Raw genomic sequence first — 23,399 nt, forward strand, 5'->3', positions numbered from 1 at the left:
CCTAGATTTCGATTACAGAGCAAGACCCGGAGCGCGGGCGCATCGGCATCCCTTCAGAGTGTTGATCACACGATGAAAGGACCACTGCCGTGAGCACCGTTCTCGCCTTCAAGGCCCCGATGAGCACACTTAACAAGGATATGGGCAAGACCCCGACCGAACTGGACCCGCGCTGGCCGCGCGTGCAGGCGCGTGACGCCAGCGCCGACGGGGCGTTCTTCTATTCGGTCGCCACCACCGGAGTGTATTGCCGCCCCAGCTGCGCCGCCCGGCCGGCCAATCCGAAGAATGTCGGCTTCCACCTGACCACGGCCGAGGCCGAGGCCGCCGGCTTCCGGCCCTGCAAGCGCTGCAAGCCCGACCAGCCGCCGAAGGCTGAGCGGGACGCGGCCCTGATCGCCAGGGTCTGCCGCATCATCGAGGCGGCAGAGGAACCGCCGGCCCTGGAGACCCTGGCCCGGGCGGCGGGCCTCTCGCCGCACCACTTCCACCGGCTGTTCAAGGCGGTGACCGGGGTGACCCCCAAGGCCTATGCCGACGCCCACCGGGCCATGCGGCTGCGCGAGGGGTTGGAGACCGCCGGCAGCGTCACCGAGGCCATCTATGACGCCGGCTTCAACTCCGCCGGACGGTTCTATGAGGCGTCGGACGCCCTGCTGGGGATGACGCCGCGGGCGTATCGGGCCGGCGGCGAGGGGGCGGAAATCCGCTTCGCGGTGGGCGAATGCTCGCTGGGCTCGATCCTGGTGGCGCGCAGCGACAAGGGGGTCTGCGCCATCCTGATGGATGACGATCCGGACGCCCTGGTGCGCGACCTGCAGGATCGCTTCCCGAAGGCGCGGCTGGTTGGCGGCGACGAGGGGTTCGAACAGTTGGTGGCCAGGGTCGTGGGGCTGGTCGAACAGCCGGGCCTGGGCCTCGACCTGCCGCTCGATGTGCGGGGAACCGCCTTCCAGCAGCGGGTCTGGCAGGCTCTGCAGGGCATCCCGGCCGGGACCACGGCCAGCTATGCCGATGTCGCCGCCATGATCGGCAAGCCGAGCGCCGTGCGGGCCGTGGCCAGCGCCTGCAAGGCCAACGCCCTGGCCATCGCCATCCCCTGCCACCGGGTGGTGCGCAACGACGGCTCGCTGTCGGGCTACCGCTGGGGCGTTGAGCGCAAGCAGGCGCTGCTGAACCGCGAGAAGGCGGCGTGAGCGGCGGAACGGGACGGCTGGCGGCGGTCGACTGGGACGCCGTGTCCGCTGACCTGGATGCCCAGGGCTTCGCGGTCCTGCCGGGCTTGCTGCGGCCCGAAGAGTGCGAGCGGGTCGCCGGCCTCTACGATCAGCCGGACGGTTTCCGCAGCCACGTGGTGATGGCCCGCCATGGCTTTGGCCGGGGCGAGTACCGCTACTTCAGCTATCCCCTGCCCTCGCTGGTGCAGGGCCTGCGGGAGCGGCTGTGGCCCAGGCTCGCCCCGATCGCCAATCGCTGGCACGAGGCGATGGGGATGGCGGCGCGGTTTCCCGAGACCCATGCCGAGTTCCTCGAGCGCTGCCACGCGGCCGAGCAGCGGCGGCCGACTCCCCTGCTCCTGCGCTACGGTCCCGGTGACTACAACTGCCTGCACCAGGACATCTACGGAGAGCACGTCTTCCCCCTGCAGGCCGCCGTCCTGCTCAGTGAGCCGGGCCGCGACTTCGAGGGCGGCGAGTTCGTCCTGACCGAACAGCGGCCCCGTATGCAGTCGCGGGTGATGGTCGCGCCCCTGAAACAGGGCGACGGAGTGGTGTTCGCGGTCAACAGCCGGCCAGTGGCCGGAACCCGTGGGACCTACCGGGTGACCATGCGCCACGGGGTCAGCGCCCTGCGGTCCGGTTCGCGCCATACGCTGGGGGTGATCTTCCACGACGCGGCGTGAGGGGGTATGGAGCCCCCTCCACCGATTTCGAGACGTATCATGGCCGACCTTCCCGACCGCCTCTGCACCAACCCGCGCAGCCCCTTCTACAACGAAGAGCTCCTGCAACAGGGCATCGGCATCAAGTTCCGCGGCGAGGAGAAGACCAACGTCGACGAGTACTGCGTCAGCGAGGGCTGGGTGAAGGTCGCTGTCGGCAACAAGGTCGACCGCAAGGGCAACCCGATGACCATCAAGCTGTCCGGCCCGGTCGAGCCCTACTTCAAGCCCAACGAGTAGCGCTCTTGCCGCCTTGCTCCCGCCACGGGGGCGCCTATGCTCCCCGGTTCAGGTTTTCGGGGATTTCCATGCGTTCGTTCCGACTTGCTGCCCTCGCCGGCTTCGCTCTGCTGGCGTCGGCCGCCGTGGCCGTGGCCCAGACCGATCCCTTCCAGTGGCTTGAAGAGGTCGAGGCCCCCAGGGCGCTCGATTGGGTCAAGGCGGAGAACGCCAAGGCTGCGCCGGTGCTGACCGGAGATCCCCGCTACCAGGCGCTGCACGACCGGGCGCTGACCGTGCTGTCGGCCAAGGACCGCATCCCTACGCCCGAGTTCATCGGCACGGCGGTCTACACCTTCTGGCAGGACGCCGAGCATGTGCGCGGTATCTGGCGTCGCACGACCCTGGAAAGCTACCGCAGCGCCGATCCCCAGTGGGAGACGGTGCTCGACCTCGACGCCCTGAGCGCCGCCGAGCGCGCAAACTGGATCTGGAAGGACGCCTCCTGCCGTTCGCCGGGCTATGACCGTTGCCTGGTGCGGCTGTCGAACGGCGGCAAGGACGCGGTCGAGGTGCGGGAGTTCGACCTCAACACCAAGGCCTTCGTCAAAGGCGGGTTCCACCTGCCCGAGGGCAAGCAGAACATCGAGTGGCTGGACGATGACCGCCTGATCCTGACCCGCGACTGGGGCCCGGGCAGCCTGACCGAGTCGGGCTACGGCCGGATCATCAAGGTGCTGGAACGCGGCCAGCCGCTGAGCGCCGCCAAGACCATCTTCGAGGGCGAGACCCGTCACGTCAGCGTCAGCCCGGACGTGGTCAAGGACGCCAAGGGCAACAGGCTGGTCCTCGTCGGCCTGAACCTCGACTTCTTCAACACCGCCTGGTTCGTGGTCAACGACCAGCTCCAGACCCAGCGGCTGATGCTGCCGACCCGGTCGAACGTGCATGGCATGGTCAACGGCCGGCTGATCGTCTCAATCCAACAGGACTGGAAGTGGAAGGGCGCCGCCTACAGGTCCGGCTCGGTGATCGCGGTCGATGTGCCGGCCATGCTGGCGGGCCAGTTCTCGCCCCAGCCGCGCAACCGCGGCCCGGCGCCCAAGCCCGTCGCGCAGGTGGTGTTCGAACCCAAGGACCGCATTGCACTGGACCGCGACCAGATCCGGGTGACCGACAACCGGGTGGTTGCGGTGCTCTACAACAATGTCCGGGGCTCGCTGGTCACCTTCAACCAGACCCAGGGCGTGTGGCTGATGCAGCGTTACCTCGGGTCCGACAACGCGGCGGTTTCGATCGTTTCCACCGCCGACAAGGGCGACGACGTCTTCTATACCGAGGAGACCTTCCTCACCCCCACGACCCTGAAGCTGGGGGTCGGTTCGACACCGCTGTCCAAGCCGGTGAAAATCCTGCCGGCCCGGTTCAATGCGGACGGGCTGATCGTCGAGCAGAAGACGGCGATCTCCAGGGACGGCACGGCCATCCCCTACTTCCTGGTGCGCCGCAAGGACCTGGCCATGAACGGCCAGGCCCCGACCCTGCTGCACGCCTATGGCGGTTTCCAGCTGTCGAAGCTGCCGGTCTACGACCCCATCGTCGGCAAGCTCTGGCTCGAACGGGGCGGCGTCTATGTGGTGGCCAACATCCGGGGCGGCGGCGAGTTCGGGCCGGCGTGGCACGAAGCGGCCCTGAAGGCCAATCGCCAGCGGGCCTATGACGACTACTTCGCGGTGGCCGAAGCCCTGATCAAGGACGGCGTCACCAGCCCCAGGCGCCTGGGCGCCTACGGCCGCTCCAACGGCGGCCTGCTGATGGGCGTGGCCATGACCCAGCGGCCCGATCTGTGGAACGCCGTGGTGGTCGAAAGCCCGCTGCTCGACATGCTGCGCTATCACAGGCTGCCGGCCGGCGCGTCCTGGATCGGCGAGTACGGCGACCCCGAAAAGCCCGAGGAAGCGGCTTGGATCGCCTCCTACAGCCCCTATCAGAACCTGAAAGCCGGGGTGAAATACCCCTTGGCGTACATCACCACCTCGACCAAGGACGACCGGGTCCACCCCGGCCACGCCCGCAAGTTCGCAGGCAAGCTCCAGAGCCTGGGCCAGCCCTATCTCTACTACGAGAACCTCGACGGGGGTCATGCCAACGGCGCCGACCCCACGGCCAACGCCAGGCGCTGGGCCATGCACTACGTCTACCTTTCCCGTCAGCTTATGGATTGATCAGTGAAGCGTTTTTTCCTCTCCGTCGCGGTAGCCGCCTTGACCCTTTCCTCGATCCCCGCCGCCAACGCCCAACAGTCGCCGGGCGGCCCCTCCGCCACCCAGGCCGACCCTTTTCAGTGGCTGGAAGATGTCGAGGGTGAGAAGGCGCTCGGCTGGGCCCGGGCCCAGAACGCCCGCACCCTGCCGGTGCTGCAGGGCGACGCCCGCTACCAGGGCCTGTTCGACAACGCCCTGAAGATCGTCACCGCCCAGGACCGCATCCCGCTGGCCGGGTTCGCGGGTCTGGGCGACAAGGAACTGCGCAACTACTGGCAGGACAAAGACCATGTGCGCGGCCTGTGGCGGCGCACGACCATGGACAGCTACCGCACGGCCGAGCCGCAGTGGGAGACCATCCTTGACCTCGACGTCCTGTCCAAGGCCGAGGGCAAGAACTGGGTCTGGAAGGGCTCCAACTGCCTGCCGCCCGACGACCGCTATTGCCTGATCTCGCTGTCCGACGGCGGCAAGGACGCGGTGACGGTGCGCGAGTTCGACACCGTCACGAAGACCTTCGTCGAGGGCGGCTTCGTCGCCCCCGAGGGCAAGCAGAACATCAGCTGGCTCGACAAGGACACCCTGATGATCGCCCGCGACTGGGGTCCGGGCACGATGACCAAGTCGAGCTATCCCTTCGTGCTCGGCCTGTGGAAACGCGGCCAGGCGCTGGACACCGTGAAGGAGTTCTTCCGCGGGACCGAGGACGACATCTCGGTCAGCGGCTACACGCTGCGCGATCCGGACGGCAAGGTCGAGGCGGTGTTCATCAACCGCGCGGTCAGCTTCTTCGAGAGCGAGACCTACGCCCTGGTGAACGGCAAGCCGGTCAAGCTGCCCTTCCCGCTGAAGTCCTCGGTCCAGGCCCTGGTCGACGGCAAGCTGGTGCTGACCCTGGATGAGGACTGGACCGCCCAGGGCCTGAAGCAGGGCGACCTCGTTTCGCTGGGCCTCAAGGCCCTGCTCGCCGATCCGGCCAAGGCGAAGGCCGAACTGGTCCTGCGTCCGACCGCGCGCCAGGCCATCGAGTCGGTCAGCGCCACGGCCAACACCCTGGTCGTGGAACTCAGCGAAAACGTCACCGGCGCCCTCTACGCCTACAAGCCCGGCAAGAGCGGCTGGACGCGGCAGAAGCTGGACATGCCGGCCAACTCCTCGCTCGGCATCGCCTCCGTCGGCGCCCAGACCGATCAGGTGCTGGCCAGCGCCGCCAACTTCCTTCAACCCACCACCCTGTGGCTGACCGACGGCGGCGCGCCGCAACAGATCAAGGCCGCGCCGGCTAGGTTCGACGCCAGCGGCATGGTCATCCAGCAGTTCGAGGCGACCAGCAAGGACGGGACCAGGATCCCCTACTTCGTGGTCCACAAGAAGGATATCAAGCTGGATGGGTCCAATCCCACCCTGCAGTACGCCTATGGCGGCTTCCAGCAGTCGATGAACCCCAACTACAGCGGCGCCATCGGCAAGCTGTGGCTGGAGCGTGGCGGCGTCTATGTGCTGGCCAATATCCGCGGCGGCGGTGAGTTCGGCCCGGCCTGGCACCAGGCGGGGCTGAAGGAGAACCGTCAGCGGGTGTTCGACGACTTCTTCGCCGTGTCCGAGGACCTGATCGCGCGCAAGATCACCTCGCCCCGTCGCCTCGGCATCATGGGCGGTTCGAACGGTGGCCTTCTGATGGGCGTCGCCCTGACCCAGCGGCCGGATCTCTACAACGCCGTGGTCGTGCAGGTGCCGCTGTTCGACATGCAGCGCTACACCGTCATGGGCGGCGCCGGCGCCAGCTGGGCCGGTGAGTACGGCGACGGCATGGATCCCAAGGACTGGTCCTACATCAGCAAGTACAGCCCCTATCAAAATATACGGCCTGGTATGAAGTATCCGCAGGTCTACTTCGAGACCTCGACCAAGGACGACCGCGTCCACCCCGGCCACGCCCGCAAGGCGGCGGCCAAGATGGAGTCGCTCGGCTACGACGTCCTCTATTATGAGAACATCGACGGCGGCCACGAGGCCAGCGCCAACCTCAACGAGACGGCGATGCGGGTGGCGCTGGAGTACAGCTACCTGTCGCGGCGGTTGATGGACTGACGCCCCAAAGGAAAGGCCCCGCCGGCGAACCGGCGGGGCCTGAGGGTTCACACCAGGGAGGGTGTGGATCAGAAGGCGTAGCGGGCGATCAGCTGGAAGACCGGACCGGCTTCCTCGGTCTCGCGCTCGTACTCGTCGTAGTCGCGGGCCATCTGATCGCCGATGGTGGTGAACTTGTCGAAGACCTCGTCCTTGGACGAGTCCAGCAGGTTCGAGGCGGTGAAGCGCAGGACGAAGTTCTTGCCGAAGCCCTTTTCCACGAACAGCTCGAGATCGGCGCCGTAGGAGGTCGTGACCTCTTCGCCGACCAGGCGGCTGTAGGCGTCACCCTGCTTGCGGTAGGTCACGCCGAAGGCGGCCTGCCAGCTCGGCAGGTCCTGGATGAAGCCGATGTTGTAGACGTAGTCGGACTGGCTGTTGAAGCGGCGCTCGCCGAACACGTCGGTGATCTCGCTGTCCAGCCAGCTGTAGTTGAAGAACACCCCGGTGTTGTCCCAGCCGAACATGCTCAGCGGGGTGGAGAGGTCGAACTCCAGGCCCCAGACCTTGCCGTCGCCGACGTTCTCCGGCCGCAGCACCACCGTGCCGGCGCCCTCGCTGCCGACCAGGCCCGGGATGGTGCGGGTTTCGATCAGGTCGGTGACATCGCGGTAGAAGGCATTGAGGCCGACGACGCCGCGGCGGCCGATGCGGTGCTCGTAGCCGATGTCCAGGCCCCAGGCGGTTTCCGGATCCAGCTCGGGATTGCCCTGCAGGTCGTTGTCGCCGTACTCGGCCAGCAGCCGGGCCGGGGTGATGAAATCGAAGTTCGGCCGGCGCACGGTCCGAGCCAGCGAGACGCTGATCCGGTCATTCTCGCTGACGCTGAAGCGGAAATGGGCCGAGGGCAACAGGATGTTGTAGTCGTTCTCGGTCTCGCGCAGGGCCGGCGCGACCGTGAAGTCGGTGACCGTGACCTGGGTGGTCTCGTAGCGCAGTCCGACTTCCCACTTCAGGAAGTCGCTCTTGCCGCCGACCAGGAAGGAGGGGTCGATCCGGTCTTCCTCGATGGCGTTGATGCCGCCCGGTTCGGGCAGGAAGGGTCCGAACACGCCCGGCAGGGTCGGGCGCGGGGTCGGCGAGTTGGGGATGGTGATCCGGTTGCGGTCGGTGACGATGCTGGTGTCGCGGTCCTTCTGGCTGACATCGACGCCGAACTCGATATCGACCGGGCCGGCCGCGCGCTTGTGGCTGATGGTCGCCACCAGTTCGGAGTCCTCGTTGTCGGTGTAGGTGCGGTCGCCGGTGAACCGGTCATCCTCGGGGAAGGGGTTGGCGTCGCGCAGGTACTCGTAATCGTCTTCCAGCTCGAACTGCTCGTCGGTGATGCGGGCGTAGCCGAGCTTGAACTTCGTCTTGCCGCCGAACATTTCGCGTTCGTACCTGCCGCGCACCGACCAGTTGTCGGTCAGGATGTCGACGTCGTTGTCGTTGTAGGTCGACAGGTGGGCGGTGTCCTCGATGCCATCGACATACTCGCGCGAGTCCTCGTCCTGCACCCGGTCGGTGCGCACGAAGAAGCCCGCCAGGTCCAGGTTACCGCCGCCGACATCGACATTGTAGCTGGCGTTGAAGCTGTAGTCCGTGCCATTGCGGACGTCGGTCTGGACCTCGGTGTTGTCCAGCGTGCCGCCGGGCTCGTCGAAGCGCTGCGAGTACTTGTCCTTCGGATTGCGGCGGCCCTGCAGGCTGGCGCCGATCAGCAGCCGGCCCGGACCGACCTGACCGCCCCAGACGCCGCCGATGGTTTCGCGCACGCGTCCGTCGTTGAACATCATGGCGCCCACCCGGACATAGCCGCCGTCCAGCGAATAGGCGTCGCGCAGCACGATGTTCAGGGCCCCGGCCACGGCGTCGCCGCTGCGGTTGGCCGAGGACGACCGGACGATCTCGACCCGCTCGATCAGCTCTGCCGGGATGCGGTCGACGAAGAAGGAACGGTCGGCGCCGGCGCCGGGCACCTTTTCGCCGTTGATCAGGATCTGGGTGTAGCCCGGGTCGAGGCCGCGCAGGCGGGCGCCGTCCGATTCAAGAACGTCCGACAGGAAGGTGACGCTGGGCACGCGCTTGAGGGCGTCGCCGGCGGTCAACGGCTCGAAGCGCTGGAAGTACTCCTGGTCATAGGACAGGACCGGCGCGGCTTCCTCGGTGCGGTTGCGGAAGGTGACGGCCGGATTGATCACCAGCTCCTCGACCGTGGCCGGCGCGTCCGGCGCGGCGGTGGCGATCGCGGTGTCATCGGCGGCGAAGGCCTGGGCCGCGAAAGCGAGCGGCGCGAGGGCCGTCAGTGCAAAGAGTTTGGTTCTGGTCATCACATTGCCCCTCGTGCGACGGCGCGGTTGACGGGAGATCGCGCTCGTGGTCAGCACGCGGCGGACTTAAGTTTGACAGCAGAGAGACGCCAGTGATGTTTGCTCGACAGTTTTATTACAGTTCCATGACGATGCTTCTGTCATCTGCTCTTCTCTGTGCTTGCGCCACGACTGATCCAGAGGCGGTGTCGGACTCCGGAAAACTGACCATTGGCGTTGGAACGCCGGTTCTGGCGTCGAAAGAGACGCAATCGGTGGCCACCACACAGGCCGACGCCGCCGACGACCCGGAAATCTGGGCCGATCCGCGCGATCCGGACCGGGTGGTGATCTTCGGCACCGACAAGCAGGCGGGCCTCTACACCTACGATCTGGAGGGCCGGATCACCGGCTTCATCCCGGACGGCAAGCTCAACAACGTCGACCTGCGTGACGGATTCGCCACGCCGAAGGGCCAGCGGGTGCTGGTCGCCGCCTCGGACCGGGGCCGGATGGGCGCGGCCCTGTATCTGCTCGACCCCGATTCGCTGAAGCTCGAGCCCTGGGGCGTGGTCCCGCTCGACCTGACCGAGCCCTACGGACTGTGCATGGGCCGGCGGGCCGGCGGCTTTCTGGTGATCGTCAACGGCACCGACGGCCAGGTGCGCCAGGTGAAGGTCGAGGTCGGCCCGAACGGGGCCTTCAAGGCGACCGAGGAGAAGCGCTTCGGGGTGGCCAGCCAGACAGAGGGCTGCGTCGTCGATGACATGAAGGGCGTGCTGTACCTGGGCGAAGAGGGCGCGGGCATCTGGCGCTTCGACCTGGACCCGGCGGCGACGCAGGGAACGCTGATCGCCGCCGCGCCGTCGGCCATGCTGGCCCCGGATGTCGAGGGCCTGACCCTTCTGCGCGAGGGGCCGGTGACCTGGCTGATCGCCTCCAGCCAGGGCGACAGCAGCTTCGCCGTCTGGCGGGTGGACGGCGAGACGCCGGTGTTCAAGGGCCGGTTCTCCGCCGTCGGCGGCAATGGCGTCGATCCGGTGACGGGCACGGACGGAATCGCGGCCCTGGGCGGGGTGGTCGGACCGTATGGCGAGGGCCTGGTGGTCGCCCAGGACGACGTCGACAGCGAGGGCGAAGGCCAGTCCGCCGCCCGGGCCCGGCAGAACTTCAAACTGATTGACTGGCGGGGGGTGAAGGCGGCGCTGGGGCTTTAGGCCCGCATCCGGGCGATATCGATCGAGCCAGCCGGCGAGGCGCGGGTCCAGCCGAGGTTGATCTCGCCTTCCCGAAAGGCGAAGCGGGCCAGGTGGCTGGCGATGACGTCTTCCAGCCTGCTCAGGCCTTCCGGCGTCTCCGCCGTGGCGGTGACGTCGAGGCCCTCGCCATCGGCGCGCATCACGCAGCGGCCGATGGGCAGGTCGATCTCGCAGTCGGCCTCACCGAGCAGCACCGGGAACTTGTGGCTCCAGTGCTTGCCCAGCTGGGTCATGTAGCGGACCGCCTTGTCGGTGGTCAGGCGGGCGTGGCTGTCCATCAGGCGCGCTCCACCGCCGCCGCCGCGGCGTCCAGGGCGTCGCAGATCGAGGCAATCTGCTCCTTGGTCAGCGACTGGCCGGTCAGCTTCAGCTTGAGCGCCGTCTTGAGGTTTTCACGAGCCCGCAGGATCTGCGGCGAGAACATCGCGCTGGCCTGGGCGGCCTGGGCCATACGGTCGAAGATGCCGGCCACCTGGCCCTCGTTGGCGGCCAGCTGGGCCTCGCCCTCGGGGGTGATGCTGTAGCGCTTCTTGCCGCCCTCGGCCTCGGCGGTGACCAGGCCGGTTTCTTCCAGCAAGGTCAGGGTCGGGTAGACCACGCCCGGGCTGGGCGTGTAGGCGCCGCCGGCGTTTTCCTCGACGGCCTTGATGAGCTCGTAGCCGTGGCGCGGGCTCTCGGCGATCAGCTTGAGCAGCACGAAGCGCAGGTCGCCGTGGTCGAAGAACCGGCCGGGACGACGCCAGCCGTGGTGGGCGCCGCCGTGGCGGCCGTGATGGCCGAAGGGGCCGCGATGATGGTTGTGGCGGTGAAAGCCGAACATGCGATGCATTGAAATGAGTCCTGTAGATATGTCTGACATACGATGTGTTTCGATATGTCTGATTTTAGATATATCGGATAATCGGCGTTCGCAAGAGGTATTTAGATATATCTGTTTTGCGCGTAGGCGGCGCGCACCAAGCTCTCCCCCCGCGAAGTGGGGGGAGGACAGATTTCGAGCCTTAGCGAGAAATCAGGAGGCGGGCCCCACCGACGGTAGGGAGGCTCCTCCTGACACAGGGGTTCCCCCTCCTGCTCTGTCGCTGGACGCTCCAGAGCGGTCCTCCCCCCGCATCGCGGGGGAAGAGCTTGCCGACCTCTTACACCCCGCCCGTCAGCGCCTTGATCAGGTCGTAGAAGTGGTCGAGTCCGTCGTCGAACTGGGCCACGGGCAGGCGTTCGTTGTTGCCGTGGATGTTGTAGTCGACGCCCTGCGACATGAAGAGGCCGCCCACCCCAAGGGTCGGGATGCCGGCGCTGCGGTAATAGAGGCCGTCCGTTGCGCCGGCTTCCATGTAGGGCGTCGCCACCACGCCCGGCGACCGAACGGCCAGCACCTTCGCCAGAGCCGCCCGCAATTCATCCGGTGGAACCGACACGTCGCTCTCCAGCGGCTCGCCGATGGTCTTGATCTGCAGCTTGTCGTTGCCCGCCACCTTCAGCAGCGTCGCCTGCACCTCGGCGATCGTCTGCCCCGGAAAGATGCGGCAGTTGATCGTGGCCGTCGCCGCCACCGGCAGGGCGTTCTCGGCATGGCCGCCGCGCAGCATGGTGGCCACACAGGTGGTGCGCAGCTCATTGCTGATCCAGGTCTTGTCGAGCTCGGCCAGGGCCGCCTTGTCATGCGGGTTGGCGGCGAAGCGGGCCATGGCCTTGCCGAGATCGCCCTCCAGGCTGGGCGCGGTCAGGCGGAAGCTCTCCAGGGTCACCGGGTTCCAGCGGGCGTCGAACCTGTAGGCAGAGATCCTGGTCAGCGCCGCCGCCAGGTCGTAGATGGCATTGTCCGGCCGGGGCGCGGAGGAGTGGCCGCCCTCGTTCAGCGCCGTCAGCTCGTAGGTGGCGTAAGTCTTCTCGGCCACCTGCAGGGCGTAGCTGGCTTTTTCATTGCCCCCGCCCCGGAAACCGCCGCCGGCGTCGGAGTTGATGGCGTAGGCGGCGCCCTTCAGCTTTCCGGCCAGCACCACGGCGGTCTTGCCGGTGGTCTCCTCATCGCCAGTGAAGGCCAGAACCAGGTCGCGGTCGGGCACAAAGCCCTCACGCCGCAGACGCATGAAGGCCTGGGTGATGCCCAGGACGCCGTATTTGTTGTCGACGACGCCGCGGCCGTAGAAGACGCCGCCTTCCTCGATCAGGGTGTAGGGATCGCGGCCGCCCCAATCTTCCTTGCTGGCCGCGACGACATCCATGTGAGCCATCAGGATGACCGGCGCCTTGGCCCCGCCGGCCTTGCCCGGATAGCGGACGATCAGGCCGGCGGTCTCGCCCAGGGGGACGATCTCGATCTCGCTGTCCTTGAAGCCGGCGGTCTTCAGCTGATCGGCGATATAGCGCGCCATGGCCGGAACCTGGCCGCTGCCCTCCTGGGTCTTGAAGCTGATCATTTTTGAAAACAGCGTACGGGCCTCGGCCTTGACCTCGGGCGAAGGCCCGGCGGCCTGCACGGACGAGCCCAGCAGGGCAAAGGCGACCGCCGCCGCGATAATCGAACGCATGAATGACTCCCTCAGCCACACGGACCTTAGGCGTCGCGCAAGGTCTCCGCCAAGAGGCGACCGTCACGGGCCCGGCTGGAGCCCGCGCGCCAGGCGACGACCACCTCGCGGCTGGGGTGCTCTGCCTGCAGCGGCCGCACCGTGACCGGGGCCTGACCGGTCAGCCCGGCCTCAACGGCCATGGCCGGCACGAAGGAGACTCCCAGCCCGGAGCCGACCATCTGCACCAGGGTCGGCAGTGAGGTGGCGGCGAAGGCCTCTTCTTCGCCGCCCTTCGGCGGGCCCAGGCCACAGGCGGCCAGGACGTGGTCGCGCAGACAATGGCCGTCCTCCAGCAGGATCAGTTCGTCGCCGTCCAGCGACGCCGGGCTGATGCTGGCCTGGCTGGCCATGGCGTGGCCGGTCGGCACGGCGGCCAGCAGCTCGTCGTCGACGACATGGGCCCAGTCGAGGCCGGCCATGTCGTAGGGCAGCGCGATCAGGGCCGCATCGAGGGCGCCGGCCTTCAAGGCGCTGATCAGCCGGCTGGTCAGGTCCTCGCGCAGGAACAGCCGCAGCTTGGGAAACCGCGCCCGCATGATCGGCAACGCCTTGGGCAGCAGGAAGGGGGCGATCGTCGGGATCACCCCCAGCCGGAACCGCCCGGCCAGCGGCAGGCCGGCGCTCTGGGATGCCTGCACCAGGTCCTCCGCGCCCGCGAGCAGGTCGCGCGCTCGCCGAGCAGCCTCCTCGCCGGCGGCGGTGAGGATGACACCGCTGCGGGCGCGGTCGACCACGGGGGCGCCGATGATCCGTTCCAGCTCGGCGATGCCGGCCGACAGGGTGGGCTGGGTCACATGGGCGGCCTCGGCGGCGCGGCTGAAGCTGCCGTGCTCGGCGAGGAGCTTGAGGTACTGCAGTTGGCGCAGGGTGGGGAGCATGACGCCTACATAGGAAGAATCTATGCCGTCGGCAAAAACTATCGATTGGCTAATGGCTGAGTCGGTCCCTATCTGACCCCTGTCGCCGACGCACTCCCCTGCCCGGCGGCCTTCAACGACTCGATCAAACCTTTTCCAAGCGAGGGATACGCAATGCTGGGTGTTGGCCAGAAACTGCCTGAGTTCAAAGTCGTCGGCGTGAAGCCGAAGTTCAACCGTCACGAAGAGAACGGTGAGAGCGCCTTCGAAGCCGTGACCAACGAGTCGTTCCCCGGCAAGTGGAAGGTCATCTTCTTCTACCCGAAGGACTTCACCTTCGTCTGCCCGACCGAAATCGCCGAGTTCGCCCGCCTGAACCGCGAGTTCGAAGACCGTGACACCGTCGTCCTCGGCGGCTCGACCGACAACGAGCACAGCAAGCTGGGCTGGCGCCGGGAGCACCCGGACCTCAACAGCCTGCCGATGTGGAACTTCGCCGACAACGGCGGCAAGTTCGCCCGCGCCCTCGGCGTCCTCGACGAGGAAGAGGGCGTCGCCCAGCGCGCCACCTTCGTGGTCGACCCGCACAACGTCGTGCAGCACGTCTACGTCACCAACCTGAACGTCGGCCGCGCGCCGGCCGACACCCTGCGGGTCCTCGACGCCCTGCAGACCGACGAGCTGTGCCCGTGCAACCGCGCGGTCGGCGGCGACGTCCTGCAGCTGGCCGCCGAGTAGGCAGCCGCACCAGATCAGCGGTCCCACGTCCCTCCAGGGACCGCTGCGCCGGGGCTCCTCCGCCCCGTCCCTCCCCCCTAGTGGGCGGGGGAGACCCCGGCCCCCTTTTTCCAGTTTTGAACGGACCTGACCGATGTCGATCGACACCGTGCGCGATGCGCTGCCCGCCTATGCCAAGGACCTGAGCCTCAACCTCTCGTCGCTGTCGTCCGAAACCCTGCTGACCGATCAGCAGAAGTGGGGCGCCTTCGTCGCGTCGGCCCATGCGGTCGGTCAACCGGCCGTCGTGAAGGGCCTGGAAGCCGCCGCCCGCACCGCCGGCCTGAGCGAAGAGGCGCTGACCGCCGCCAAGGCCGCGGCCGCCATCATGGGCATGAACAATGTCTACTACCGCTCCCTGCACCTGATGAAGAACAAGGAGTACGGCACCCTGCCGGCCAAGCTGCGCATGAACATCCTGGCCAACCCGGGTGTGGAGAAGGTCGACTTCGAGCTGTGGTCAACGGCCGTGTCGGCGATCAACGGCTGCGGCATGTGCCTGGACGCCCACGAGGCCGAGCTGAAGAAGCACGGCGTGCCCAACACCTCGGTGCAGGCGGCCCTGCGCATCGCCGCCGTGGTCAACGCCGTCAGCCGCGTGATCGCGGGCGAAGAAGCGGCGGCTTAAGCGCCGGCGGTGAAGCTGCGCCGTCCCTCCCCGAATTGGGGAGGGCAGACGCGCGGTACGCGCGTCGGGTGGGGAAGTAGGTCACTACTTCCTCCGCCTACCCCAGCATCCGACCGCCGCAGTCTGTGGCCGACTTCCCCACCCGGCGCGCAACGCGCGCCTGCCCTCCCCAAATTCGGGGAGGGACGGCCGCGCCCGACCCGCTAGGTAGGCTTGCCCGTCTCCACGAAGGTCTTCAGCCGGGTCAGTTGGCCGCCGACGACGCCGTCGATGCCCGGCGCGGCCTTCAGCTGGCCGGCGCTGAAGCCGCTGGCCTTGTAGCTCATCGTCACGGTGGTCTTGCCGCCCTCGGCCGGTTTCAGCTCGAAGGTCATCGCCGCGGCGACGCCCCAGTCCTGCATCGGCCCGAGCGGCGCCGACAGGCGCACAAACTTGCCCGGCAAGGCCATGACCACCTCGCCATGCTTGACCCCGCCGCCGGGGACAGCCTCGCAGAAGCAGCCGCCGGCCTTGAGGTCCAGGGTCATCATGCCGCCGTAGCTGTGGGCCGGGTCCCACCAGGCGCCGATCTGGCCGATGGCGGCATAGACCTTGTCCGGCGCGGCGTCGACGACGACGGTGCTTTCCAGCTCCAGCCGGCCCTCGGCGGCGGTTTTCACGGCGGCCGACGCCGTCCCGGCCACGCCGGTCAAAGCCACGGCCAAGGCGGCGGCCAACAGAATGCGCATGATCCCCTCCGATCGAACGGCGATCAGCTAACCCTGACTTGAACGATCAATCAAGCGGCCTCGAAATCCAGCGGCGCGCCCCAGAAGCCCTGCACCAGCCCGTTCTGCCGACCCGGCGTCCCGGTGGTCAGGAACCGCCGCAGACCGGAATTTCCCGCATCCAGTTCCGGATGCCGCTCCAGATACAGCGCCAGTGCATCCGCCGTCGCCCCCGGCTGATGGATCAGCGGCGTGCCCGGCGGCAGGGCGGCGCGGAACAGGTCGGCGACCATCTCGTAGTGGGTGCAGCCGAGGATCGCGCGGTCGGGATAGCGGCCGACGCGGCGCTTGAGGTTCTCGACGTGGTTCTGGACCTCGGTCGCCAGCTCGACCGGCCCGGCCCCGTCCTCGATCATCCGCGCCAGGTTCGGACAGGGTTCGGAGAACACCGCCAGGTCCTGTTTGCGCTTGTCGATCTCGATCTCGAACACCCGGCTGCCCGCTGTGCCCGGCGTAGAGAACACCCCGAGGATGTCGAGCTTCTCGATCTTGTCGCCACGCCGCTCGGCCTCATGCTCCCAGGGCAGGCCAGTAGCCGCCTCGATGGTCGGCACGATGATGCCCAGCACATTGAGCGCCCGCCCCGTCTCCTTGCGATAGCCGGGCAGCCAGGTCTGCTGCAGCCGGCGCAGCGCGATCGCGCTGGCCGTATTGCAGGCCAGCACGACCAGCGACGCCCCGGCCTCGAACAGGCGGATGCAGCCGGCGCGGGTCAGATCAACGACCTCCTCGCCGGGCCGCCCGCCGTAGGGCGCGTTGGCCTGGTCGGCCAGGTAGATGAAATCCGCGTGCGGCAGCCGCTCCACCAGGGTGCGGTGCACGGTCAGTCCTCCGACGCCGGAGTCGAAAACGCCTATGGCCATGCTTGCGGTGTAGGCCGGGCCGTTCGGCTTGGGAAGCGGGCCGCCCGTCGTTTACCTTGTATGACACCCATAAATTCTTGTTGACGCCCTGCATTACGGGCGTAGTCTCAATTCATGGCCAGAGAACCCGTCCAGATCACCAGCGCCGAAAGCCAGGTCATGGAGGCCCTTTGGAGAAAGGGCCCCTGCACCGCCGACGAACTCGTCGCCGAGGTCAAACAGGCTCAGGACTGGGGCGACGCCACGGTCAAGACGCTGATCAATCGCCTGCTCAAGAAGTCCGTCATCCAGTCGGAACGGGCCGGTGGTCGCCACCAGTACCGCCCCCTGGTCCAGCGCGAGGACTATGTGACCTCCGAGAGCCAGGGCCTGCTGGACCGCCTGTTCGACGGCGAACTGGCTCCGCTGATTTCCCACTTCGCCGAGCACCGCAAGTTGAGCCCGCAGGAAGTGTCGCGCCTCAAGGCCCTGATCGATGAGATGGGCGATGATCAGTGACCTGCTCATAACCCTGGCCAAGCTGAACATCGCCGTCGCGGCGGCGGTGCTGATCGTTCTGGCCCTGCGCAAACCCCTGCTGCGCCTGTTCGGCGCCCAGGCCGTCTACGCCTCATGGCTGATCGTGCCGATGGCCGCCAGCGCCAGCCTGCTGCCGGCCCTGCGCAGCGTGCCGCTGGAAGAAGCCGCCGTGCCCGCCGTGGCCGCCCTGATCGAGGACCAGGTCTGGCTGTCGGCCTTGGCCGTCATCGCCTGGATCGCCGGCGCTGTGGTTTTGGCCCTGCGTCTGGCCGTCGGCCAGCGCCGCTTCATGCGCAAGGCCGCCCGCGGCCAGGCCGGCCCGGCCATCGTCGGGGTCATCGATCCGCGCCTGATCCTGCCGTCCGACTTCACCGAGCGTTTCACGCCCGAAGAGCAACGCCTGATCCGCGCCCATGAGCGGGTGCACATGGACCGCGACGACGCCCGCGCCAACGCCGTGCTGGCCGCCATCCAGTGCCTGTTCTGGTTCAACCCGCTGGTCCATCTGGCCGCGAGCAAGATCCGCCTCGACCAGGAGCTGAGCTGCGACGCCGTCGTCGTCGCCCGCTATCCGAAGGAACGGCGCCGTTACGCCCAGACCATGCTGAAGACGACCCTGGCCGAGCAGGCCCTGCCGGTCGGCTGCTACTGGCCCGCTCCGGCCCAGCACCCGCTGGAAGCCCGCATCGCCCTGCTGAAGGCGCCTGCCCCGACCAGCACCCGCCAGCTGATCGGTCTGGGCCTGGTCGCCGCCGTCGCCCTGCTCAGCGCCGCCGCCGCCTGGAGCGCCCAGCCGCCCCGCGCCGACGCCCCGACCCCGCCGCCGCTGGCCCGGCCGGTGATGGACCTGATGATCGTGGGCTAGGGCGTCGGACCGCCTTCAAGGCTTGGTGTTGTCCGCCTTCCACTTCAGCCAGGCGTCGCTCGCCCGCGCCAGCTCCTCCAGCTTGGCCATCTTCTCCCGCGCCATCTGAGTACGCGCCCGGCGGGTCTGTGAGGCCTGCTCCGCCGGCGTCAGCCTGGCTGGACAACTCCCCTTGCAGGGAACCTCACAGCTGACATCCGTGGCGGGCCTTTGCGCGATTGCCTCGGCGCAAGCGCGCTGGGCGTCTCGCTCCTCCTGCTCGAGCCTGAGCACCTCCTGATTGAGCGCTCCATAGGCCCGCCAGGCGACCCGGGTGATTGCCGCATGCACCTCCGGCGTCGATAGCGACGGCTGGCCGTTGTCGACCAGCGCCGTCCAGGCTTGCGGCCAGATCATCTCCCAAGGCTCCGGGTAGACGACCAGCTTGCGCTCCATCGCCGCTTCCCAGTCCTTGAGAAACTGGGGCCTCGTGTCGGGCCCAGGCACGAAATTGTGCGGCACGCCCGCTGTCTGAGCCGCCGCCGGCGCGGTCAACAGCACCGCCAGCATCAAGCCAAGGAACCACCTCATTGCCCCGCCCCTTTCATTACAGGCGCTTCATGTGACGCCCATGGAAGGATGCCCTAGGGTCCATGGCAACAATTAGGACTCTGGAGCTCCAACGCCCGTGCAACGCCGAACCTTCCTCGCCGCCTCCGCGGCCACCTTCGCGACTGCCTCCATGAACCCCGCCTTCGCCGCCGAGAGCAATCCGCTGCTGGCCATCTGGGCGGGCCCCTATGGCGGCCTGCCCGCCTTCGACAAGGTCAAGGTTTCCGACTTCAAGTCGGCGCTCGAGGCCGGCATGGCCGAGAACCTGGCCGAGATCGACGCCATCACCGCCAACCCGGCCCCGCCGAACTTCGCCAACACCATCGCCGCGCTGGAAGACTCCGGCCGCACGCTGGGCCGGCTGTACCGCTACTACGGCGTCTGGTCCTCCAACATGAGCAGCCCGGAGTTCCAGGCCGTCGAGGAGGAGATGGACCCCAAGCTCTCGGCCTTCAGCGACAAGATCAACCAGAACGAAAAGCTCTTCGCACGCATCAAGGCCGTCTATGACACCCGCGGCGCCGCCGGCCTGACCGACGAGCAAAAGCGCGTCACCTGGGTCTACTACGACGGCTTCGTGCGCTCCGGCGCCCTGCTCAGCCCCGCCGCCAAGACCCGCGTCGCGGCGATCAACGAAGAGCTGGCCGGCCTCTACACCAACTTCAACAAGAACCTGCTGGCCGACGAGTCGACCTGGATCGAGCTTTCCGAAGCCGACATGGCCGGCCTGCCCGACAGCCTCGTCTCGGGCGCCCGCGCCAGCGCCAAGGGCAAGGGCCTGGACGGCAAGGCGGTGATCCTCAACACCCGCTCCAGCGCCGAGCCCTTCCTGACCTACGCGCCCAACCGCGCCGCCCGCGAGAAGATCTGGAAGGCCTTTGTCGGCCGTGGCGACGGCGGCGGGGCCACCGACAACAACGCCATCATCACCAAGATCCTCAAGCTGCGCGTCGAGCGCGCCAAGCTGCTGGGCTATCCGACCCACGCCCACTGGCGCCTGGGCAACGCCATGGCCAAGACCCCCGAGCGGGCCATGGAGCTGATGGAAGCGGTCTGGACTCCGGCCGTCGCCGCCGTGAAGCGCGACGTGGCCGACATGCAGGCCATCATCGACGCCGAGAACGGGGGCTTCAAGCTGGCCCCCTGGGACTACCGCTACTACGCGGAGAAGGTCCGCAAGGCCAAGTACGACCTCGATCTGAACGAGGTGAAGCCCTACCTTGAGCTCAACAACCTGCGCGAAGCGATGTTCTTCGCGGCCGGCAAGCTGCATGGCTTCAAGTTCAAGCCGGTGACCGGCGTGCCGGTCTTCCACCCCGACGTGAAGGTCTGGGAGGTGACGCGCAAGGGCAAGCACATCGGCCTCTGGTACTTCGATCCCTTCGCCCGCGAGGGCAAGCGCTCCGGCGCCTGGATGACCGACTACCGCACCCAGGAAACCTTCAAGGGCAAGAAGACCACCCTGGTTTCCAACAACTGCAACTACATCAAGGCCGAGGCCGGCAAGCCGGTGCTGATCAGCTGGGACGACGCCGAGACGATGTTCCACGAGTTCGGCCACGCCATCCACGGCCTGTGCTCGGAAGTGGTCTACCCGTCCGTCTCGGGCACCAGCGTGGCCCGCGACTACGTCGAATTCCCCAGCCAGCTGAACGAAAAGTGGCTGACCACGCCCGAGGTGATGGACAAGTACATCATCCACTACGAGACCAAGAAGCCGATCCCCAAGGCGCTGGTCGACAAGATCGAGGCGGCCTCGAAATTCAACCAGGGCTTCGTCACGGTCGAGTACCTGGGCAGCGCCCTGATCGACATGAAGCTGCACCTGGCCGGCGACGTGACGATCGATCCCGACAAGTTCGAACGCGAGGAACTGGCGAAGCTCGGCATGCCCGAGGAAATCGTCATGCGTCACCGCACCCCGCAGTTCGGGCACGTCTTCTCCAGCGACGGCTACTCGGCCGGCTACTACAGCTACCTGTGGTCCGACACCCTGACCGCCGACTGCTGGGAAGCCTTCGTCGAGGCCGGCAGCGCCTATGACCGCAAGACCGCCGACCGGCTGTATGCGACCATCATGAGCCGCGGCAACAGCAAGGATCCGGCCCAGCAGTACCGCGACTTCCGCGGCCGCGACCCGGAGATCGGCGCCCTGATGCGCAGCCGGGGCTTCCCGGAGCCGGGCAAGGCCTAAGCACTGAAACAGACAGGGGCCGCGGCGGAGACGTCGCGGCCCTTTTTCTTGATCGATGGGGGATTGAAATGGATCGTCGCAGCTTCCTGGTCTCGGCCGCCGCCCTGGCCGCCGTCGCCTCGGCACAGCAATCGCTGGCCGCGTCCGGCAACCCGCTGCTGGCCGCCTGGGCCGGCGCCTACGGCGGGCTGCCGCCGTTCGACAAGGTCAAGCTGCCGGACTTCGAGCCCGCCTTCGCCGAGGCGATGAACCTCCAGCGGGCCGAGCTGAAGGCGATCACCGACAACAAGGCGGCGCCGACCTTCGCCAACACCATCCTGGCCTACGAGAGATCCGGCGAGGCGCTGAACAATCTCTTCGTCATCTACAACGTCCACACCTCGGTGGTGATCGTCCCTGAGATGCAGGCCATCGAGGAGCGGATGGCCTCGGTGCTGGCCGCCTACAGTGACGAGCAGACCCAGAACAGCGCCCTCTTCGCCCGCATCGACGCCGTCTATCAGGCCCGCGAAAAGTCCGGCCTGACCAAGGAGCAGCAGCGGCTGGTCTGGGCCTATCACAACAACTTCGTGCAGTCGGGCGCCCGGCTGAACGCCGCCGACAAGAAGCGCCTGGCCGAGATCAACCTGCGCCTGGCCGACCTCTACACCACCTTCTCCAAGAACCTGCTGACCGACGAGAACACCGACGTCCTGGTCCTCGACCGGATCGAGGACACCGCCGGCCTGCCGCCCTCGGTCATCGCCGCCGCCTCGGCCGCCGCCGAGCGCCGCAAGCTGCCGGGCAAGTGGGTGATCGAGAACAACAGCTCGGCGATGAACCCGCTGCTGACCTTCTCCACCCGCCGCGACCTGCGGGAGAAGGGCTGGAACCTGCGCATGGGCCTGGGCGATCACACCGGCGCACCGACCGACAACAAGCCGGTGATCAAGGAAGTCCTCAAGCTGCGCTACGAGCGCTCGCGCCTGCTCGGCTATCCGACCTTCGCCCACTGGCGGACGTCCGACCGCATGGCCCGCACGCCCGAGGGCGCAATCACCCTGATGGAAGCCCTTCTCAAGCCGGCCATCGCCCGCATGGGCCAGGAGGTGGCCGACATGAAGGCCATCGCCGCCAGCGAGGGCGCGGCCGACGCCGCCGCCGACTTCCGTCCCTGGGACTACCGCCACTACGCCGAAAAGGTGCGCAAGGCGAAGTACGACATCGACGAGAACGCCCTCAAACCCTACCTGCAGCTCGACAGGATGAAGGAGGCGATGTTCTGGGTCGCCGGCCAGGTCTATGGCCTCACCTTCACCCGCGTGCAGGGCGTGCCCACCCCGCATCCCGATGTCGAGGTCTGGGAGGTGAAGGGCCCCGACGGCAAACACCGCGGCCTATGGCACTTCGATGCCTACGCCCGGCCCGAAAAGCGCTCCGGCGCCTGGATGAACGACTACCGCACCCAGGCCCGGTTCCCGGCCAACAGCACGGTCATCTGCTCCAACAACTGCAACTTCACCAAGCCGCCCGCCGGCCAGCCGACCCTGCTCAGCTGGAGCGATGTCACCGTCGCCCTGTTCCACGAGTTCGGCCACGCCATTCACAGCCTCAACTCGAACGTGACCTACCGCTCCCTCGCCGGAACCAATGTCACCTGGGATTACGTCGAGTTCCCCAGCCAGATCATGGAACGCTGGGCCCTGACCCCCGAGGTGTTGGGCAAATTCGCCCTGCACTACGAGACCGGCGAGCCGATGCCCACGGCCCTGGCCGACAAGCTGCGCGCCGCCAAGACCTTCAACCAGGGCTTCGTCACCGCCCGCCAGCTGTCGGCGGCGATGCTCGACATGCAGCTGCATTTGGCCGGCGACAAGGACGTCGACCTCAAGGCCTTCTACGAGACCGAGATCCAGCGCACGGGCCTGCCCAAGGAGGGCGAGCTGGCCCCGCGCCTGACCTGGTTCAGCCACGTCTTCTCGGGCGAGGCCTATGCCGCCGGCTACTACAGCTACGCCTGGGCCGAGACCATCACGGCCGACGCCTGGGAAGCCTTCCTCGAGGCGGGCGGCCCCTACGACAAGACGGTCGCCAAACGCCTGCACGACACGGTGATGAGCGTCGGCAACACGGTCAGCGCCGACGAGGCCTTCCGCAACTTCCGCGGCCGCGACGTCCAGGTCGGCGCGATCCTCCGGGACCGGGGCTTCCCGGACAAGGCCTGACGATGCGAGTCACCGGCATCGACCACCTCGTTCTGCGGGCCCACGACCAGCAGCGGCTCGTTGACTTCTACACCGGCGTCCTCGGCCTCACCGTCGAGAAGCGCCAGGACGCCATCGGCCTGGTCCAGCTGCGAGCCGGCTCCAGCCTGATCGACATTGTCTCCGTCGACGGCGTGCTGGGCCGCATGGGCGGCGCCGGCCCTGCCACCGAGGGCCGCAACCTCGACCACTTCTGCCTCAACGTCGCCAACTTCGACCTCGAGACAGTCAAGGCCCAGCTGATCGCCCACGGCGTCGAGGTCGGCGCCGAAGGCCTGCGCTACGGCTCGGGCGGCGAGGGCCTCAGCGTCTATCTCCAGGACCCGGAGGGCAACGGACTGGAACTGCGCGGCTAGCACCCGATCAGGCCGCCGCTCAGCGCCAACGCCGCACGGGCTGGCTTTGATCCGGTCCGGG

General features: G+C 67.6%; 21 protein-coding genes. 13 read left to right on the forward strand and 8 right to left on the reverse strand.

Translation table 11 applies throughout. From position 1 onward, the window contains the following. Window positions 1-89: 89 nt before the first annotated feature. From ada to AC2YG9_RS19305, 5 genes are all read left to right on the forward strand, one after another. Window positions 90-1,196, forward strand: a complete 1,107-nt coding sequence (gene ada / locus AC2YG9_RS19285) for a bifunctional DNA-binding transcriptional regulator/O6-methylguanine-DNA methyltransferase Ada (protein WP_487299623.1) — start codon at window positions 90-92, stop codon at window positions 1,194-1,196. Then, the gene (locus tag AC2YG9_RS19290; RefSeq protein WP_487299624.1) at window positions 1,193-1,903 is read left to right on the forward strand and encodes a 2OG-Fe(II) oxygenase; all 711 of its coding nucleotides are present in this window, start codon (window positions 1,193-1,195) and stop codon (window positions 1,901-1,903) included. Before ada ends, AC2YG9_RS19290 begins: the two co-directional genes overlap by 4 nt. A 39-nt stretch (window positions 1,904-1,942) precedes the next feature. After that, entirely contained in the window at window positions 1,943-2,182 is a 240-nt protein-coding gene (locus AC2YG9_RS19295) for a DUF3297 family protein (protein WP_487299625.1), read from the forward strand. A 68-nt stretch (window positions 2,183-2,250) separates the two neighbouring features. Further along, a complete protein-coding gene (locus AC2YG9_RS19300) occupies window positions 2,251-4,386 on the forward strand; it encodes a prolyl oligopeptidase family serine peptidase (protein WP_487299626.1) in 2,136 nt (711 codons plus the stop codon). Between the two features lie 3 nt (window positions 4,387-4,389). Beyond that, window positions 4,390-6,516 (forward strand): prolyl oligopeptidase family serine peptidase, encoded by a 2,127-nt coding sequence (locus AC2YG9_RS19305; protein WP_487299627.1) that lies wholly within the window; start codon window positions 4,390-4,392, stop codon window positions 6,514-6,516. A gap of 68 nt (window positions 6,517-6,584) precedes the next feature. Here the strand turns inward: AC2YG9_RS19305 and AC2YG9_RS19310 are convergent, their stop codons facing one another. Further along, a complete protein-coding gene (locus AC2YG9_RS19310; protein WP_487299628.1) occupies window positions 6,585-8,867 on the reverse strand; it encodes a TonB-dependent receptor plug domain-containing protein in 2,283 nt (760 codons plus the stop codon). Window positions 8,868-8,998: 131 nt separating this feature from the next. Between AC2YG9_RS19310 and AC2YG9_RS19315 the strand changes: the two genes are divergently transcribed. Continuing rightward, window positions 8,999-10,063, forward strand: a complete 1,065-nt coding sequence (locus AC2YG9_RS19315; protein ID WP_487299685.1) for a phytase — start codon at window positions 8,999-9,001, stop codon at window positions 10,061-10,063. Here the strand turns inward: AC2YG9_RS19315 and AC2YG9_RS19320 are convergent. The 4 genes from AC2YG9_RS19320 to AC2YG9_RS19335 all read right to left on the reverse strand — a co-directional run bounded on the left by AC2YG9_RS19320 (window position 10,060) and on the right by AC2YG9_RS19335 (window position 13,556). Beyond that, window positions 10,060-10,383: a DUF2218 domain-containing protein gene (locus AC2YG9_RS19320; RefSeq protein ID WP_487299629.1), complete on the reverse strand. Its 324-nt coding sequence runs from the start codon at window positions 10,381-10,383 to the stop codon at window positions 10,060-10,062. The two genes, AC2YG9_RS19315 and AC2YG9_RS19320, sit on opposite strands and share 4 nt — an antisense overlap. Continuing rightward, window positions 10,383-10,925 carry a PadR family transcriptional regulator gene (locus AC2YG9_RS19325; RefSeq protein ID WP_487299686.1) on the reverse strand — a complete coding sequence of 181 codons (543 nt, stop codon included), beginning with the start codon at window positions 10,923-10,925 and terminating at the stop codon, window positions 10,383-10,385. Before AC2YG9_RS19325 ends, AC2YG9_RS19320 begins: the two co-directional genes overlap by 1 nt. Before the next feature lie 319 nt (window positions 10,926-11,244). Further along, complete coding sequence (locus AC2YG9_RS19330; RefSeq protein WP_487299630.1) at window positions 11,245-12,636, reverse strand: M20/M25/M40 family metallo-hydrolase; 1,392 nt, start codon at window positions 12,634-12,636, stop codon at window positions 11,245-11,247. Between the two features lie 26 nt (window positions 12,637-12,662). Beyond that, window positions 12,663-13,556, reverse strand: a complete 894-nt coding sequence (locus tag AC2YG9_RS19335; RefSeq protein ID WP_487299631.1) for a hydrogen peroxide-inducible genes activator — start codon at window positions 13,554-13,556, stop codon at window positions 12,663-12,665. 153 nt (window positions 13,557-13,709) lie between these two features. On the opposite strand from AC2YG9_RS19335, the gene AC2YG9_RS19340 reads away from it, so the two are divergent. Both AC2YG9_RS19340 and ahpD read left to right on the forward strand, forming a co-directional pair. Next, entirely contained in the window at window positions 13,710-14,273 is a 564-nt protein-coding gene (locus AC2YG9_RS19340) for a peroxiredoxin (protein ID WP_487299632.1), read from the forward strand. A gap of 133 nt (window positions 14,274-14,406) precedes the next feature. Further along, complete coding sequence (gene ahpD / locus AC2YG9_RS19345) at window positions 14,407-14,940, forward strand: alkylhydroperoxidase, AhpD family (protein WP_487299633.1); 534 nt, start codon at window positions 14,407-14,409, stop codon at window positions 14,938-14,940. Window positions 14,941-15,143: 203 nt separating this feature from the next. On the opposite strand, the gene AC2YG9_RS19350 is transcribed toward ahpD, so the two are convergent. Together AC2YG9_RS19350 and AC2YG9_RS19355 are read right to left on the reverse strand one after the other, a co-directional pair. Further along, on the reverse strand, window positions 15,144-15,668 hold the full coding sequence (locus AC2YG9_RS19350) for an SRPBCC family protein (protein WP_487299634.1): 525 nt from the start codon (window positions 15,666-15,668) through the stop codon (window positions 15,144-15,146). Between the two features lie 50 nt (window positions 15,669-15,718). Next, window positions 15,719-16,570: a glutamate racemase gene (locus AC2YG9_RS19355; RefSeq protein ID WP_487299635.1), complete on the reverse strand. Its 852-nt coding sequence runs from the start codon at window positions 16,568-16,570 to the stop codon at window positions 15,719-15,721. Between the two features lie 114 nt (window positions 16,571-16,684). Between AC2YG9_RS19355 and AC2YG9_RS19360 the strand changes: the two genes are divergently transcribed. Then, a complete protein-coding gene (locus tag AC2YG9_RS19360) occupies window positions 16,685-17,068 on the forward strand; it encodes a BlaI/MecI/CopY family transcriptional regulator (RefSeq protein ID WP_487299636.1) in 384 nt (127 codons plus the stop codon). After that, the gene (locus AC2YG9_RS19365) at window positions 17,058-17,954 is read left to right on the forward strand and encodes a M56 family metallopeptidase (RefSeq protein ID WP_487299637.1); all 897 of its coding nucleotides are present in this window, start codon (window positions 17,058-17,060) and stop codon (window positions 17,952-17,954) included. Before AC2YG9_RS19360 ends, AC2YG9_RS19365 begins: the two co-directional genes overlap by 11 nt. Before the next feature lie 15 nt (window positions 17,955-17,969). Here the strand turns inward: AC2YG9_RS19365 and AC2YG9_RS19370 are convergent, their stop codons facing one another. Next, window positions 17,970-18,524 (reverse strand): hypothetical protein, encoded by a 555-nt coding sequence (locus AC2YG9_RS19370; protein WP_487299638.1) that lies wholly within the window; start codon window positions 18,522-18,524, stop codon window positions 17,970-17,972. A gap of 97 nt (window positions 18,525-18,621) precedes the next feature. Here AC2YG9_RS19370 and AC2YG9_RS19375 point away from each other — a divergent pair, with 97 nt between their 5' ends. The 3 genes from AC2YG9_RS19375 (at window position 18,622) to AC2YG9_RS19385 (ending at window position 23,338) form a co-directional block, all read left to right on the forward strand. Continuing rightward, window positions 18,622-20,739 carry a M3 family metallopeptidase gene (locus tag AC2YG9_RS19375; RefSeq protein WP_487299639.1) on the forward strand — a complete coding sequence of 706 codons (2,118 nt, stop codon included), beginning with the start codon at window positions 18,622-18,624 and terminating at the stop codon, window positions 20,737-20,739. Window positions 20,740-20,807: 68 nt separating this feature from the next. After that, on the forward strand, window positions 20,808-22,943 hold the full coding sequence (locus tag AC2YG9_RS19380; RefSeq protein ID WP_487299640.1) for a M3 family metallopeptidase: 2,136 nt from the start codon (window positions 20,808-20,810) through the stop codon (window positions 22,941-22,943). A 2-nt stretch (window positions 22,944-22,945) separates the two neighbouring features. Further along, window positions 22,946-23,338: a VOC family protein gene (locus AC2YG9_RS19385; RefSeq protein ID WP_487299641.1), complete on the forward strand. Its 393-nt coding sequence runs from the start codon at window positions 22,946-22,948 to the stop codon at window positions 23,336-23,338. Window positions 23,339-23,399 lie beyond the last annotated feature (61 nt).

The sequence above is a fragment of the Caulobacter sp. SRI_014 genome (genome assembly GCF_057586315.1).

Bases quoted from the DNA above. Each gene is read 5' to 3' on its own strand.
- AC2YG9_RS19310 (WP_487299628.1), bottom strand. From the start codon at position 8,867: ATGACCAGAACCAAACTCTTTGCACTGACGGCCCTCGCGCCGCTCGCT.
- AC2YG9_RS19370 (WP_487299638.1), bottom strand. From the start codon at position 18,524: ATGAGGTGGTTCCTTGGCTTGATGCTGGCGGTGCTGTTGACCGCGCCG.
- AC2YG9_RS19335 (WP_487299631.1), bottom strand. From the start codon at position 13,556: ATGCTCCCCACCCTGCGCCAACTGCAGTACCTCAAGCTCCTCGCCGAG.
- AC2YG9_RS19360 (WP_487299636.1), top strand. From the start codon at position 16,685: ATGGCCAGAGAACCCGTCCAGATCACCAGCGCCGAAAGCCAGGTCATG.
- ahpD (WP_487299633.1), top strand. From the start codon at position 14,407: ATGTCGATCGACACCGTGCGCGATGCGCTGCCCGCCTATGCCAAGGAC.
- AC2YG9_RS19315 (WP_487299685.1), top strand. From the start codon at position 8,999: ATGCTTCTGTCATCTGCTCTTCTCTGTGCTTGCGCCACGACTGATCCA.
- AC2YG9_RS19350 (WP_487299634.1), bottom strand. From the start codon at position 15,668: ATGCGCATTCTGTTGGCCGCCGCCTTGGCCGTGGCTTTGACCGGCGTG.
- AC2YG9_RS19330 (WP_487299630.1), bottom strand. From the start codon at position 12,636: ATGCGTTCGATTATCGCGGCGGCGGTCGCCTTTGCCCTGCTGGGCTCG.
- AC2YG9_RS19300 (WP_487299626.1), top strand. From the start codon at position 2,251: ATGCGTTCGTTCCGACTTGCTGCCCTCGCCGGCTTCGCTCTGCTGGCG.
- AC2YG9_RS19340 (WP_487299632.1), top strand. From the start codon at position 13,710: ATGCTGGGTGTTGGCCAGAAACTGCCTGAGTTCAAAGTCGTCGGCGTG.
- AC2YG9_RS19365 (WP_487299637.1), top strand. From the start codon at position 17,058: ATGATCAGTGACCTGCTCATAACCCTGGCCAAGCTGAACATCGCCGTC.
- AC2YG9_RS19385 (WP_487299641.1), top strand. From the start codon at position 22,946: ATGCGAGTCACCGGCATCGACCACCTCGTTCTGCGGGCCCACGACCAG.
- AC2YG9_RS19380 (WP_487299640.1), top strand. From the start codon at position 20,808: ATGGATCGTCGCAGCTTCCTGGTCTCGGCCGCCGCCCTGGCCGCCGTC.
- AC2YG9_RS19355 (WP_487299635.1), bottom strand. From the start codon at position 16,570: ATGGCCATAGGCGTTTTCGACTCCGGCGTCGGAGGACTGACCGTGCAC.
- AC2YG9_RS19320 (WP_487299629.1), bottom strand. From the start codon at position 10,383: ATGGACAGCCACGCCCGCCTGACCACCGACAAGGCGGTCCGCTACATG.
- AC2YG9_RS19295 (WP_487299625.1), top strand. From the start codon at position 1,943: ATGGCCGACCTTCCCGACCGCCTCTGCACCAACCCGCGCAGCCCCTTC.
- AC2YG9_RS19325 (WP_487299686.1), bottom strand. From the start codon at position 10,925: ATGTTCGGCTTTCACCGCCACAACCATCATCGCGGCCCCTTCGGCCAT.